The following is a 14,594-nucleotide window of genomic DNA, read 5'->3' on the forward strand; positions in this document are numbered from 1 at the left end:
GAGGCGGGCACCGCATGATCGGGGGGACCGAGCTGCTCTCGGTGGCGACCACCCTGCCGGAGCCGGCGTTCGACCTGCACTACCTGCACTATCCGCTCGACGTCCCCGACGGGGTGAGCGAGCTGGAGCTGGTGCTGGAGTACGACAAGATCGTCGACGTCGTGCAGATCTACGCCGTTCTGCTGGAGCCCGACGGCACCTTTCGCGGCCACGTCCAGTGCCCGGGAGGTCCCGGCCCCCGCCGGCTGGTGATCAGGGTGGGCGCGGACGGCGCCGGTCCCGGCTGCGTCGCGGGGCCCGTCCCGGCCGGCCGCTGGACGGTGCGGCTCGACCTCGACCGCCACAAGGCGGCGGCGCCGTACACGCTGACCGTACGCGCGGCACAGACCCCCGCCGGACCTCCCGCCGGCCCCCCGGCCGACACGGCGCCCGGACCGGCGCGCGACACGGCGCCCGGACCCGCCGCCGGCGCGGCGCCCGAACCGGCGCGCGCCGCCGCGACGGGAGGGGCGCGCGGTGTGGCGACCGGGCCGGGAGACCGTGAGGCGCGGCGGCGGACGGCCGCCGGAGGCCCCGGCTGGTACCGCGGCGAGCTGCACAGCCACTCCACGCACTCCGACGGCCGCCGGCCGGTCGCCGACCTGGTGCGCGCCGCCAAGGAGGCGGGCCTCGGCTTCCTGGCCGTCACCGACCACTTCACCGCCGCCCACTGGCCCGATCTCGACGCCCATGACGGCATCGTGCTGCTGCACTCCATGGAGCTGACCAGCCACCGCGGCCACGCCAACCTGCACGGCCTGACCCGCTGGGTGGACACCTACGTCGACCGCCCGGACCACACCATGGTCGACGTCGCGGCCGACGTGCACGAGCAGGGCGGCCTGGTCTGCGTCAACCACGCCTTCAGCGGCGACCAGGCCTGGCGGCGCTTCGACACCCCCTGGGACGCCGTCGATCTCATCGAGATCGCCCACCTCCAGCAGGGCGCCAACAACGACGCCCAGATCGGCCTGTGGGACCGCCTGCTCACCTCGGGCCACCGGGTGATCGGCGTGGCGGGCAGCGACTGCCACGACCCGGCCGACCCCGGTCAGGCGCTCGGCCAGGTGGTCACCGTCGTGCACGCGGACGAGGGCAGCGAGCGCGGCATCGTCGAGGGCCTGCGGCGGGGACGCGTGCACGTCTGGCGGGGCGCGGACGTCGACATGCACGTCAACGGCGCCCCCATGGGCGCGACCGCCGCCGCGCCCGGCGGGCGGGTCCAGGTCGACGTGGACGTGCGGGCGGACGAGCCCGTCGTGGTGTTCGTGCTGCGCGACGGGCTGCTGATCAACGTCGTCCCCGCCGCGGACAAGCCGGGGGAGTGGCAGCGGATCACCGTCGAGGACCGGCTCGCCGCACCCGGCGACCATCACCGGGCCGATCACCGGGCCGATCACCGGGCTCATCACCGGGCCTACTACCGGGCGGAGGTCCACGCCGACCCCGGCAGGAACGACCCCCAGTTCTGGGCGAGCTCCCTGCGGGACCACAGCTCGCTGCGGGCCGCGGGCAACCCCGTCTGGGTGCGCCCCGGCGGTTGAAACCCCCCTCGTGTCAGGAGAGAGTTCATGCGGTATGCCACCACGCTGGGCGCCGGCGTGCTCGCGCTGGTCCTCACGGGCTGCTCGGGCGTGCTGACCAACAACGCCACCGCGGGCAAGAGCGATGACAAGACGGTGACGCTCTACTCGGTGAGCGGCCCCGAGGTGACCGACCCGATCCTCGCCGCGTTCAAGGCCAAGCACCCCGACATCAAGGTCAACAAGATCGGCCTGCCCGGCACCGGCGAGGCGTTCGCCCGGGTGCGGGCCGAGAAGGACCGGCCACTCGGCGACGCGATCTGGGGTGGCTCGTCGGAGCTCTACACCGCCAACGCCGACCTCATCGCCCCCGTCGAGCTGCCGAACGACGCCGCCACCGTGGCCAAGGACCCCGCCCACATCTGGCACGCCACCGACCTGCTCTTCCAGGCGATCGCCGTGAACACCGACAAGTTCCCCGACGCGGCCAAGCACCCGAAGACGTTCGAGGACCTGGCGGAGCCGGGGTACGCGGGTGGGAAGGTGGCCTTCGCCACGCCCAAGTCGTCGGGCACCTCCTACAGCCTGCTCACCACCATGGTCACCCTGCACGACTGGGACTACGTCGACCGCTTCGTCAAGAACGCCCGCATGCTCGACGGCTCGACCGCGATGTTCAACATGGTCAAGGACGGCGAGGTCGGCACGTCGTTCATCAACGAGGACCTGGGCGCCAAGTGGATCGACGCCGGCGTGAAGATCAAGCTGATCTACCCCGAGGACGGCGTGTCCGGCCAGATCGGCTCCGCCGGCATCATCAAGGGCGCCCAGCACGAGGCGGCCGCCAAGACCCTCGTGGACTTCCTCATGTCGAAGGAGGCCCAGCAGATCATGGTCGACCAGGTCCAGCGCCGCTCGTCGCGGGGCGACGTGCCCGCGCCCAAGGGCCTGCCGGCGGTCGAGGGGTTCAAGCGGGCCGACGTCGACGAGAAGTGGGCGGCGGAGAAGAAGGACGAGATCCTCGCCAAGTTCGACGACGCCGTCAAGAGCGCGGGCTGATGGCGGCCTCCACGACCGCGCGGGGACGGCCGGGCCGGCGGTCCCGGTCGAGCTGGCGCGACCCGTGGCGGCTCGCCGGACTGATCGCGCTGCTCATCCTGCTGATCTTCATCGTCTACCCGCAGTTGTGGATCGTCAGGGCGGCGTTCACCGACGACGCGGGCGCGTTCACGCTGGCCAGGTTCGGCGCGTTCGTCACCGACGAGCGGTTCACCGAGCCGCTGCTGCACAGCGTCGTCGTCAGCCTGGCGGTGGGCGCGGGCGCGGCGCTGGTGGCGGTGCCGCTCGCGTTCGTCGTGGCGCGTTACCGCATCCCCGGCCGGCAGGGCGTGCTCACCATGCTCACGATGGCCACCACCTCGCCGCCGTTCCTCGGCGCGTACGCGTGGCTGCTGCTGCTCGGCAGCGGCGGCATGATCACCAAGGCCGCCAGGGAGGCCGGCCTGCCCCTGCCGTTCGAGTCGATTCTCGGCGTCGGCGGCATCATCTGGGTCGGCGTGTGGTTCACCTTCGCGCTGATCTTCCTCATGGTGTACGACGCGTTCAGGGCGGTGGACCCGGCCCTGGAGGAGGCCGCGGCGTCCGTCGGGTCGACGCCGTGGCGCACCCACGCGAAGGTGACGCTGCCCCTCGCCGTGCCCGCCATCGCCACCGGCTGCTACCTGGCCGCGATGCGGATCTTCGCCGACTTCGGCACGCCCATGCTGATCGGCGGCGGCTACTCGATGTTGCCGGTCGTGGTGTACCAGAACTTCATGTCCGAGGTCGCCGCCAGCCCGGGCGTGGCCGCCACGGCCAGCCTCATGATGGTGCTCGTCTCCGGGCTGGCGCTGGTGGCCCAGCGCAGGATCGTGGCCAGGCGGTCGTTCGCCGTGACGGGAGGCAGGGACCAGCCGCTGCGCGAGCTGCGCCGCGGCCCCAAGGCGCTGGTGCTGACCGGCATCTGGACGGCGCTGCTGCTCGGGTTCGTGCCGCACATGGTGGTGGTGCTCACCAGCTTCCTGCGCTGGCAGTCGGGCATCCTGCAGTGGGAGCCGACGCTGGAGAACTACCGGCGGCTGTTCGAGGAGTCGTTGCAGCCCATCGTGCTGAGCTTCGTCTTCGCCGGCATCGCCTGCCTGATCGCGCTCGTGATGGGCGTCGTGGTGGCCTACATCGTGGCGCGCAAGCGGTTCATGATCTCAGGGCCGCTGCTCAACAACCTCGTCATGGTGCCGTACATCCTGCCGGGCACGGTCTTCGCGATCGGGTTCATCCTGGCCTTCAACCACCTGCCCGTCATCCTCACCGGCACCGCGCTGATCATCGTGGTGGCGTACTTCATCCGGCGGCTGCCGTACGTGATGAAGTCGATCGAGACCGCGCTCGGGCAGGTGCACCCGTCGCTGGAGGAGGCCGCGATGAGCGTGGGCGCGCCGCCGCGGCGCAGCTTCCGCGACATCGTCGTGCCGATCATCAGGCCCGCCGTCATCTCCGGCGGCACCGTCGGATTCCTGCAGATGATCACCGAGCTGTCGGCCACCGTCATGCTGTACGCGGTGCCCTGGGTGACCATGACCGTGGTCATCTTCACCAACGCGATGCAGCCGGGCAGCCCGTTCGGCGTCGCCTCGGCCATGACCACGGTGCTGCTGGTCTCGGTCTACGTCCCGCTCTACCTGCTGCGCCGTCGCTACAAGACGGTCTCCCTGTGATCCGGAGCTCACCATGGACATCAGCATCGAAGGGATCTCCAAGACGTTCGGGGAGACCACCGCGCTCGAGTCGGTCGACCTTTCCGTGCCGTCGGGGCGGCTGGCCACCCTGCTCGGCGCGTCCGGCTGCGGCAAGACCACGCTGCTGCGGATCATCGCCGGGTTCGAGACCGCCGACACCGGCGCCATCCGCTTCGGCGAGCGCGACATCGCCAAGGTTCCCGTCTGGAAGCGCCGCATCGGGTTCGTCTTCCAGAACTACGCGCTCTGGCCGCACATGACGGTCGCCGAGAACGTCGCGTACGGGCTGCGCCTGCGCAAGCTGCCCAAGGAGGCCGTCGCGGACAAGGTGGCCACGGGCCTGGCCATGGTCGGGCTCACCGGCAGGGAACAGCGCCGGCCCGGCCAGCTCTCCGGCGGCCAGCAGCAGCGCGTGGCCCTGGCCAGGGCGCTCGCCCTCGAACCGGACGTGCTGCTCATGGACGAGCCCCTGTCCAACCTCGACGCCAAGCTCCGCGTCGAGATGCGCAGGGAGATCCGCCGCATCCAGCAGGAGACCGGCATCACCGCGGTCTACGTCACCCACGACCAGGACGAGGCCCTGGAGATCTCCGACCTGGTCGCCGTCATGAACGGCGGCCGGGTCGAGCAGATCGGCGCCCCCGAGGACGTCTACGAACGGCCGGAGACCACGTTCGTGGCCTCGTTCGTCGGCAGCGTCACCCTGCTGCGCGGCCAGGTCACCGACGACGGCGAGCTCGCGCTAGGCAGCGGCGGCAAGGTCGGCTTCGGCCGGCCGCTCGGCCCGGCCGGGGCCGCCGTGCACGTGGCACTGCGTCCCGAGGACCTGCGCATCGTCGAGAGCGGTCAGGCCCAGTTCACCGGCAAGGTCGTGCGCAGCAGCTTCCAGGGCGGCACCAGGGAGTCGGTCGCCGAGCTGCCCGGAGGGGAGCGGCTCGCCTTCGAGCACCGCCGCCCCCTGTCCACCGGCGCCACCGTTGGCCTGGTGGCCGAGAGGTTCACCGTCGTCGGCAGGGACACCGGCGTCGCCTGAAGGCGCCCGTCACCGTTCGCATCGTCCCGGCGGTGGCCGCGGTTCCACCCCCCACCAGCGCGGACACGCCTTCCCTGGCGCTGCGGCGATGACCGTGAGTGATCGTCCGCATAAGAAAACTGGAGTTCCAATGTTGGAACCAGTTTGACGGCCAGTGAGGGGATGTGGTCGGCTCGTGACCTATGTTTCTGATGGGATGAATTAGACCGGTACGGGGAGAACGCTACATGCCGCACGCCTTCCTGCGCGTGCTCGTCTCGACGTCCATCGCAAGTGCCGCGGCCCTGGTGGCCGCGCCGCCGGCCGTCGCAGAAGCCGAGATCACCCCAGCTGGGGTCGCATCAGCCGCAGTCCAGAGGGAAGCGGCGAAGGTCCGTCCCGTGCCCGCCGTGGAGGAGCCGGCGCCCGCCACGGTCACCCTGCCCACCCGCGAGTCGCTGGCGCTCCGGCCCGCCGGCGACGACAAGGTGGGGCCTCAGGCGCCCGAGGTGACCACCTCCGCCGGCCCCGGGCTCGTCCAGGAGATCACCGCCGAGGCCGCGGCCGTCCAGAAGGAGCAGGGTCTCGGCGCCAAGGCGCCCGACACGCGTGACGTGCTGCCCGACACCTCCCAGGCCGAGACGCTCACGCTCATCAAGCCGCTGGCGTCCGTGCTCAAGACGTTCGGCAATCTCGGCAAGGCCGTGCCGGGGCTGACGTACCGGCTCTGCGTCGAGAGCGAGAGCGTGCCGGTGTCCTGCTCGATCTCCAAGCCCGTCGGCGTGCCGGTCGCCGCCGACGTCACGGGGGACGTCAAGCCCGACCTGGCCGCCGACCTCGTACCCACCGCCAGCCCCGCGGGCGGCTCCGTCGGGCTCGGGTTCGCCGTCAAGCGGCTGTCGCAGGAGAACCTCAGGGCCCGCGTCTGGGCCGAGTACGACGGCAAGGTGTCGGTCGGGTTCGACGGGTTGAAGCGCGGATCCTCCCTCTCGGCCAGCGACTGGGGGAACTTCACCGTCGACATGGAGGGCAGGCGGGTCAAGGCGAGCATCACCCGCAAGGAGCCCGGCGAGTCCGCGGCCATGATCGCCGGAATGACCGGGCGCAGCGCGGTGAGCCTGCGCCAGACGCCCGCCACCGAGAAGCTGACCGTCAACGCCGCGCTCGACACGCCCACGCTGGACGTCGCCGCCTCCTCGCCCGCCACGCTGGACGCGCTCGCCGTGAACGGCCACCGCTTCGTCCACGCGGTGCTCGACAAGATGGCCGCCCGCGCCGAGGTGCGCCTGTCCGGCGGCCAGATCCGCTTCACCAGCTCGTCGAGCGTCCCGCGCGCCCGCCTGAACTCCTTCACCTACCGCGACGGGCGGCTGTCGAAGGTGGTCAGCGCCGAGCTCGAACGCGTACCGCGCTCCTTCGTGGCGAAGTACGGCTCCGGCAAGAGCAAGCAGACCGTGTCGGTCAACGCCGGCTCGGGCCGGTCGCGGGCCGGCGCCGCCAGCCTGCTCTATTACGACAGGAACGCGTCCCAGACCGTGGTCAGGACGGAGCTGAGCGCCCTGCCGGCCAAGCTGCGCCTGGTCAACGACCTGACCAAGCATCGCGTCACGCACAGGACGAGCTCGCCGGTCGGCACGTTCGAGGCGGTGCTGCAGCGTAACGGGGGCGCCATCGCCAGCCCGCGCGGCGGCCACGTCACCATGATCAAGAACGGCGCCGCGGTCGGTGTCTCCGCGCTGCTGTCGGGCCTGTCCGAGTTCGACGTCACGTACGGCGGCAAGCCGCACGCCCACCTGGAGGTCGACTCCAGCGGCCGCTCGTTCACCGGCGCGGCCAGCCTCGACGGCACCCACGTGGCCAGGATGGAGATCTCGAACACGCCCGCCACCGTCGACGTCACGCTCGACCCCGCCGCCAGGAAGGCGGCCTTCCGGGCCAGCGGCGAGATCAAGCGCATCCACGCCGCCTACGCCAACCTGAAGTCCGGGCCCACCGTGGACGGGACGCTCATGGGCGTGCGCGACGACGTGAAGGCGTCATGGGAGCTGGGCGAGCGGTCCACGATGCGGATCGCCGCGCCCAGAAAGCTCGACGAAGTGCGGATTTATGCCAATAAAGCGTACGTGAAGCAGCCGACCGGCGAGGACCTGCAGGTGACCGCCAAGGGCCTGAGCAAGCAGGCCGAGCTCGTCGCCGACACCAAGGCGGGAACCCTCGCCTGGACCGCCGCCGGCCCGATCGACAAGGTGACGGCGCTGGCCAGGGTCAAGCTCGGCGACCGCTACGTCAGGGCCGCCGCCGACGTGCGCGACGTGCCGGCCCGCTTCGACGCCTCGTGGAACGCCACGTCCTCCCGCTTCCGCGGCCAGTCGGGCCCCGTCGGGACGGCCGAGCTGGCCTTCACCAACCACGACGGCGCCAAGTCGCCCACCGGCCCCCACCTGGCCGCGCACTACGACGAGGCCTCCGGCGACATGGACGGCAGCGTGCTGGTCAACGGGCTCGAACACGTCGAGTTCACCCCGGCCGCCGAAGGCTTCACCGCCGACTTCCGCTCGGCCGAGCAGACCCTCGCCGTGGACGCCGACGTCACCCGGGGCGACACCCGCTTCGGCCTGATCGGCACGCTCGGCCCCGCGCCCGGCCGCCTGGCCGTCACCTCGGCCGGCGGCAAGCTCACGTACGAGGGCTCCCGGCTCGACGTGCGCGCCCGCGCCTGGCTGGGCAAGGTCGCGGCGCTCGACCGCATGCGCGCCGCCCCCGCCCTGCCCGGCGGCGGCGTGTCCCTGGTGGACGGAGGCTGCGCCGCCGGGTCGAAGGGCTGCTCGCCAGGGCCCTTCTGCACGCCGCAGCGCGGCTGCTACGGGCTCCAGGGCTTCCTGGACGTGACCGGCCTGCCCCAGCGGGTCTCGGTCGACCCGGCGGGCAAGACGTTCGGGTTCTCCGGGTTCAACCCCAAGCGCGAGAGCCTGGGCGTCTACCTGGCCAGCAGCGTGCTGGCGCCCGTCCCGATCAAGGCCAGGGCCACCCTGACCGGGCTGCCCTCCAAGATCACCAGCATGTCGCTGGGGCCGTTCGACGTGACCAAGGGCAACGCCGTGAACGCCGGCTACCGCATCGAGCCCGCCGCCACCCTGGGCAGCCTCGACGTGCACGCGGAGTCGGGAGGGGCGCGCGGCAGGGTCGCGGTCGATCCGGTCCCCGCCGCCGTGGCCGTCCAGGGCACGTACGGCGCCAAGACCCGCATCCGCGTGACGAACTCCGCCGCCGTCAAGCGCCTCAGCGCCAAGGTCACCCTGCCCGGCAAGGGCACCGGCGAGCTGCGTTTCTCCGACGTGCCCGCCCGGTTCGGGGTGGACGCCGACGCCTCGGGCGCCGGGTTCAGCGTGCCGGCCGTCACGTACAAGGCGCTGGGCGGCGTCAACACCCTCGACGGCTATCTGGGCGTGGAAGGCGGTCTGATCGACCCGAAGGGCCGCCTCGGGGACGTGGCGGTCGCGGTCAGGAACCTGGCCTCGGACACCACCATCCGGATGAATCCCGACCGGTCGCTCAACCTCGTCTCGAAACCCGTCGCCACCGGCCGCATCACGCTGCGCGCCGGGCTGCGGATGGACCCGGTCGCCAAGCAGCGCATCGCGGTGAGCAAGGAGGTCCCGCACACCAAGGGCTTCCTCACCTACCAGGTGGCCGGCCAGTTCGGGCTCGGCAAGAGCTCGGTCGAGGACGTCGGGCTGTCGGTGCAGGGCATGTCGTGGTTGCGGATCAGGCCGGGCAAGATCCCGTTCGGCATGAAGGCGCCGCCCGCCCTCGGCTACGTGGCGCCCTCCTTCGAGGGGAACTACGGACGGCTGAAGCTGTCCGCCGACGGTGTCGACCTGCGGCCGGACGTCTCCCTGGACGTCAGGCTGAGCAGGGACATCGGCAACGACCTCTTCCACGAGTCGGTACGGATCGGCGGCACCAAGTCGCTCGCCATGCGCCGCTACGACCAGCGGATGAGGCGCATCGGGGCCAAGCAGGAGATCAAGGCCGCCGGGTTCAGCGTGGCCTGCCTGACGGTGGACGCCAAGCCGGGATTCGTCGCGGGGGGCGCCAAGAACTCCATCACCCTGCGCGGCGCCGACGGGCCCCAGATGGTCTCGCTGCTCGACCCCGGCGGCCAGGTGCCGGACTACGCGGTGGACCTGCTGACGCACTTCATGAGCCCGTTCCCGGGCGCGGAGTGGAAGGTGGCGAACACCCAGGCGGGCGCCTGCGACGCCGGCGGCGACTCCTCGCGACCGGAATCCCGCTGACGGCGGGGTCGCGCGGCGGCCCGGTCACGGAGCGGCGCTGCCAGGACGGCGCTGCCGGAGGCTGCTGCTGTCAGGAGCGGGCGGTCAGGGGAGGGAGCGGCCCAGGCGCAGCCGGACGCGGTCCCCGTGCCGCACGCTCTCGCGCACGGTCCACACGCGCTCGTCGATGACGGTGCCCCTGGCCGTCATGTAGCCGCCCATCCTGAGCACCGGGCGCCCGGTGTCGTCGCTCACCAGTTGCGCCCGCGACTCGGAGTCGTCGCCGAACAGCACGAGGAAGTCGAAGGCGCCCGCGGGGGCGTCCAGGACCAGGCCGGGATAGAGGTGCGAGTAGGGAACCTCGACAACGTGTTCAGTCACGGGTGATCGCCTACCCGGCGGGGACGGGTTCGAACGGCCGGTCCGATCCAGGGGCGGGATAGCGCTTTCCAGTGCTATGCGATGAAATGTCATTGTTCCCGCTACAGGTTGGAGACCTCGTGCCCCTGTTCGACATGCCCCTTGAGCAACTCCGCGGCTACCTTCCCGACCGCGACGAGCCCGCCGACTTCGACGCGTTCTGGTCCCGCACCCTGGCCGAGGCCAGGGAGTCCGGCCCGGCCGCCGAGTACGTCCCGTACGACCTGCCCTTCGCCGCCGTGGACGTGTTCGACGTCTCGTTCGCCGGCTGGGGCGGTCACCGGATCAACGGCTGGTTCCTGCTGTCGAAGGGCACGGACGGCCCGGTGCCGTGCGTGATGCACTACATCGGCTACAGCGGCGGGCGCGGGTTTCCCAAGGACCATCTGATGTGGCCGGCCGCCGGGTACGCGGTGTTCGTGATGGAGACACGCGGCCACGGCGGCGCCAACGTGGGCAGTCCCGGCGCCACCGGAGACCCGCACGGCAGCGCGGGACCGCAGGCGCCCGGCATGATGACCCGCGGCATCCTCGACCCCGACGACTACTACTACCGGCGCGTCTTCACCGATGCCGTCAGGGCCGTGGACGCGGCGATCGAGCACCCGGCGGTCGACGCCGCGCGCATCGTCGTCTCGGGCGGCAGCCAGGGCGGCGGCATCGCGCAGGCCACCGCCGCGCTGCACCCGTCGGTCAAGGCCGCGCTCATCGACGTGCCGTTCCTGACCCACTTCAGGCGCGCGGTGGAGATCACCGGGCGCGACCCGTACCAGGAGCTGGTGCGCTTCCTCGCCACCCGGCGCGACACGGCGGACCAGGTGTTCCGCACGCTGTCGTACTTCGACGGCCTCAACTTCGCGGCGCGCGGGCGGGTCCCGGCGTTGTACTCGGTGGCGCTGATGGACGACGTGTGCCCGCCGTCCACGGTGTTCGCCGCCTACAACCACTGGCAGGGGCCCAAGGAGATCACGGTGTGGCCCTGGAACAACCACGAGGGCGGCGGCGGCTTCCAGTCCGAGGAGCAGTTGCGCTATCTGGACAAGCTGCTCGGCGACGGCTGAGCGGACGCCCGCCGTGCCGGACCGCCGATCGGGTCCGGCACGGCGGAGGCCGCGTCAGGCGCTCTGCTCGGTGACCAGGAAGGACACGCTCCCCTGGTCGTCGGCACCGGCGTCCAGAGACTTGTCCTCCAGCACAGTGGCAGCCACAGGGTCGAGGTAGACCCGAGCTCCTTCCGACTCGACCACCGCGTCCGCCGGTTCGGGGGCGGTGGCCAGGGAAAGGGTGAGCGAGCTCGCGCCCTCGCCCTGAGACGAGATGCGGATCCCGCTCTGGGAGGGCTCGGGCGCGGCCGCGGTCAGGTCGCGGATCGCCTGGGCTGCGTTGGCTGTCAGGGTGAGCACTACGGCTCCTCCTCACGTTCGACGTTCACGAGTTGCCTGCCCTTCCCTCCTCGCTCGGGCTCAACCCTTCGTGACCCTTTCTTTACCGAATTCTCAGGGAGTGCGCGGGTGGCGCGCCGTCCCCTGGACAGCGTGCGTGCTGCCCGGACCAGGCCAGAAACTGCCGGAAAGAACGTGGATTTATGGCGATATGGGGTATTTGTCCTGTTTGACACCAGGACGAGCGCATTGGGGGATCGTCGTGGCAATGGAAACAGAGATCCGCAACCTGCTCGACTGCCACGTGGTGGGGTCGGACGGCCAGTCGATCGGCAAGGTGGGCCAGGTCTACCTCAATGATCGCTCGGGCGAGCCGGAGTGGGTGACCGTACGCACGGGGCTCTTCGGTATGAAGCAGACCTTCGTGCCTCTGGCCAACGCCCGTCGCTCGGGAGAGGAGATCCGGGTCCCCTTCGACAAGGAGATGATCAAGGGCGCGCCGAACATCGACGTCGACGACCGCCTCACGATCGACGAGGAGACCAACCTCTACCGCTACTACGGCATGCGGCCGACGAGTGTCCCGCAGCAGCGCGCCGGCGAACCGCGTACGGAGAAGACCCCCGTGACGGGGGAGCGGCCCGACAGGCCCGCGGGCGCACCCCGCGACGACCTCATCACAGGAGGCACGGCGGGTGGCCCAGCGGGTGGCCCAGCGGGTGGCCCAGCGGGCAAGGGGATGGCCGGAGAAGGCGCCGCGGGCGAGACGGGCCGCCGGGACTTCGCCGGCAGGACGGCCGGTCACGGTGTCACCGGCGACCTCGCCGACGTCGACGACATCTCCATGACCAGGTCGGAAGAGCGGCTGCGCATCGGCAAGGAGACGAGGGAGACCGGCCGCGTCCGCCTCCACAAGTACGTCGACACCGAGACCGTCCACGAGACGGTGCCGCTCTCGCGCGAGGAGGTCGTGATCGAGCGCGAGCCCATCAGCGAAGGGGACGCGACGGCGGTGCAGGAGATCGGCGAGGAAGATCGCGAGATGATCCTGCACGAGGAGCGTCCGGTCGTCGGCAAGGAGAGCAGGCCGGTCGAGCGGATCCACGTCCGCAAGCGGGACGTGCAGCACGAGGAGACCGTCGAGGGCCAGATCCGGAAGGAGCGGCTGGAGATCGACGAGGACGGGGTGACCATCGGCAGGGACGACGACGGCATGTTCGGCCGCGGCGGGAGTGCCCTTCCCCCCGAGCGGTGACATACGGGGCAGTGGCGCCGGACGCGCCGCTGCGGACCTCGCAGGCAAAAGCCCCGGTCGCTGGTGAGAGGCATCAGCGCCCGGGCTTTGCCGTGCCGCGTGGCGGGCCTCGGCGCCCGGGCTCTCCGCGCTGCCGGTGGCGGCCCTCAGCGGCCGGGCGCGCGCCGTCCAGGCCCGGCCCCCGCGTACAGCTCGATCTCGTTCAGCATGCTGCAGGAACGGCCGATCTCGGGGTCGCAGTCACGCGTGGGCGTGAGGACGATCTTGACGTGCCGTCCCGTGCGCTCGACCTCCGAGTAGCGCATCGCGTAGTCGGTCCTGCCGGTGACGGTGAGCGCCGGCTCGCCCCAGGAGCGGCCGTCCCGTGAGATGTACACGCGGGCTCCGGCCGGATGCCCGGGGCGCAGGCTGAGGCCGATCCGGGTGAAGGCGTACGGCCGGTCCAGACGCAGGACGTAGCGGCCGCGGCCGGCGGCGACCGCGCCCGACCAGTAGGACGTGCTGCCGTCGAAGGCCGCGGCGGGCCGGGTCCTGGGGCGGTAGCGGCCGGTCCACGTCATGGTGGTGTCGATCGTGAGGTCGCCGCGCCGGCGCATCGCCGCCAGGTCCAGCAGGCCGGGGCCGGGCGGGGCCACGGTGAACAGGCGGCGCTTGATCGCGTACCAGCCGCCGTGCTCGAACCGGCCGTGCGCCGGGCACGCCGTCTCGTTGAGCAGCCCGTCGGGCCGCACGCCCGGGAGCTTGCAGTTGTCGAAGACCTGGATCAGCCGGTGCGGGCCGACGGCGGCCAGGCCGGTGTAGCCGGACGATCCGTGCGTGTCCCAGATGCCGTCGCGGTTGTGGTAGGTCACCCGCGGCTCCTGCCACGCCTCGCCACGCCCGTCGGGGGAGACGGCCAGCCAGTTGTCCGGCCGCCCCGCGCTCAGCACGAGGACGCCCGCCGGGGTCAGCAGCAGTCTCGGCGCCACTCCGCGTACCACGCAGCCACCTTCAGTGGACGGGCCGGCGAAAGAGCCGGTGAAGCGCAGCTCGCGCGCCGGCGACCAGGTGCGGCCGCCGTCCACCGAGCGGCTCTGGCGCAGCGTGGAGTATTTCCCGCCGTCGTGGCGCAGCACGGCCAGCAGGCTGCCGTCCACGGTCTGCGCGAGGGCCGCTTCGGTGTAGGCGAACCCCTCGGCCGGCGTGGCGATCACGCCGCGCCGCGAGAACGTCGTCCCGCCGTCCTCGCTGGCGTACACCTCGGCCTGGTACGCCCCCGTGCCGCTGTAACGGGCGTAGAGCGTGATCAGGATCGTGCCGCCGGCCAGCTGGATCGGCGTCCCGTGCACGGCCCCGCCCGGCAGCAGGTCGTCCGGCGTGGTCAGGGTCGCCTCGGAACGCAGCCAGCTCTCGGCGTCGTCCAGCGAGGACGAGGTGAGCACGCCGAGAGCGGCCGTGTGCGGGCCCGTCCTGGCCGGGTAGTACTCGGTGGCGAAGAAGCGCCCGTCGTGCAGCTCGACGGGCGACTCGCGCAGCGGCGTCCGGCTCGGCGGGCCGAATGTGGCGCCGCCGTCGTCCGAGACCGCGGCCGCGTTGGTGAGGGTGACGACCTCGTCGACGTTCGTGGTGTAGGTGACGATCACCTTCCGCTCCGGAGCGCCCCCGCGCCCGGTCACGTCGAGCACCGACACGTTCGGGAAGCCGGCGAAGTCGAGCCGCTCGGAGGCCGTCGGCTCCCGCGCGGGCGGCCGCGGGAAGGGATGGACGAGATCGGGTGAGGAAGCACTGGCGATCAGGTAACCCTCGCCCGCGGCGGGCTGGTCGGGCAGCAGGCAGTAGCCGGCCGGCGCCCGTGCCGGCGCGGGCACGGCGGGCAGCGTCAAGGTCACCGACAGGGCCGTGACCACGGTTGCGTGCACCAGCACCGGCCCCG

General features: G+C 71.7%; 10 protein-coding genes. 7 read left to right on the forward strand and 3 right to left on the reverse strand.

Features of this window, described 5'->3' with window-relative positions; genetic code table 11:
* Positions 1–14: 14 nt before the first annotated feature.
* From ABGB14_RS18115 to ABGB14_RS18135, 5 genes are all read left to right on the forward strand, one after another.
* Positions 15–1,583 (forward strand): CehA/McbA family metallohydrolase, encoded by a 1,569-nt coding sequence (locus ABGB14_RS18115; RefSeq protein ID WP_347644839.1) that lies wholly within the window; start codon positions 15–17, stop codon positions 1,581–1,583.
* Positions 1,584–1,610: 27 nt separating this feature from the next.
* Positions 1,611–2,621 (forward strand): extracellular solute-binding protein, encoded by a 1,011-nt coding sequence (locus tag ABGB14_RS18120; protein ID WP_347644840.1) that lies wholly within the window; start codon positions 1,611–1,613, stop codon positions 2,619–2,621.
* On the forward strand, positions 2,621–4,315 hold the full coding sequence (locus ABGB14_RS18125) for an iron ABC transporter permease (protein ID WP_347644841.1): 1,695 nt from the start codon (positions 2,621–2,623) through the stop codon (positions 4,313–4,315). The genes ABGB14_RS18120 and ABGB14_RS18125 overlap by 1 nt, the downstream gene beginning before the upstream one ends.
* A 13-nt stretch (positions 4,316–4,328) precedes the next feature.
* Positions 4,329–5,369, forward strand: a complete 1,041-nt coding sequence (locus ABGB14_RS18130; RefSeq protein WP_347644842.1) for an ABC transporter ATP-binding protein — start codon at positions 4,329–4,331, stop codon at positions 5,367–5,369.
* Between the two features lie 227 nt (positions 5,370–5,596).
* A complete protein-coding gene (locus tag ABGB14_RS18135) occupies positions 5,597–9,646 on the forward strand; it encodes a hypothetical protein (RefSeq protein ID WP_347644843.1) in 4,050 nt (1,349 codons plus the stop codon).
* 84 nt (positions 9,647–9,730) lie between these two features.
* On the opposite strand, the gene ABGB14_RS18140 is transcribed toward ABGB14_RS18135, so the two are convergent.
* Positions 9,731–10,006: a hypothetical protein gene (locus tag ABGB14_RS18140; protein WP_347644844.1), complete on the reverse strand. Its 276-nt coding sequence runs from the start codon at positions 10,004–10,006 to the stop codon at positions 9,731–9,733.
* A gap of 119 nt (positions 10,007–10,125) precedes the next feature.
* Between ABGB14_RS18140 and ABGB14_RS18145 the strand changes: the two genes are divergently transcribed.
* Entirely contained in the window at positions 10,126–11,106 is a 981-nt protein-coding gene (locus ABGB14_RS18145) for an acetylxylan esterase (RefSeq protein WP_347644845.1), read from the forward strand.
* Between the two features lie 54 nt (positions 11,107–11,160).
* Here ABGB14_RS18145 and ABGB14_RS18150 read toward each other — a convergent pair whose 3' ends face one another.
* Complete coding sequence (locus ABGB14_RS18150) at positions 11,161–11,448, reverse strand: iron-sulfur cluster biosynthesis family protein (RefSeq protein WP_132337477.1); 288 nt, start codon at positions 11,446–11,448, stop codon at positions 11,161–11,163.
* A 247-nt stretch (positions 11,449–11,695) separates the two neighbouring features.
* Between ABGB14_RS18150 and ABGB14_RS18155 the strand changes: the two genes are divergently transcribed.
* On the forward strand, positions 11,696–12,682 hold the full coding sequence (locus ABGB14_RS18155; RefSeq protein WP_347644846.1) for a PRC and DUF2382 domain-containing protein: 987 nt from the start codon (positions 11,696–11,698) through the stop codon (positions 12,680–12,682).
* Positions 12,683–12,828: 146 nt separating this feature from the next.
* On the opposite strand, the gene ABGB14_RS18160 is transcribed toward ABGB14_RS18155, so the two are convergent.
* Complete coding sequence (locus ABGB14_RS18160) at positions 12,829–14,586, reverse strand: exo-alpha-sialidase (protein WP_347644847.1); 1,758 nt, start codon at positions 14,584–14,586, stop codon at positions 12,829–12,831.
* Positions 14,587–14,594 lie beyond the last annotated feature (8 nt).

Source organism: Nonomuraea sp. B10E15 (assembly GCF_039871615.1).
In the GTDB taxonomy this organism is placed as follows: Bacteria; Actinomycetota; Actinomycetes; order Streptosporangiales; family Streptosporangiaceae; genus Nonomuraea.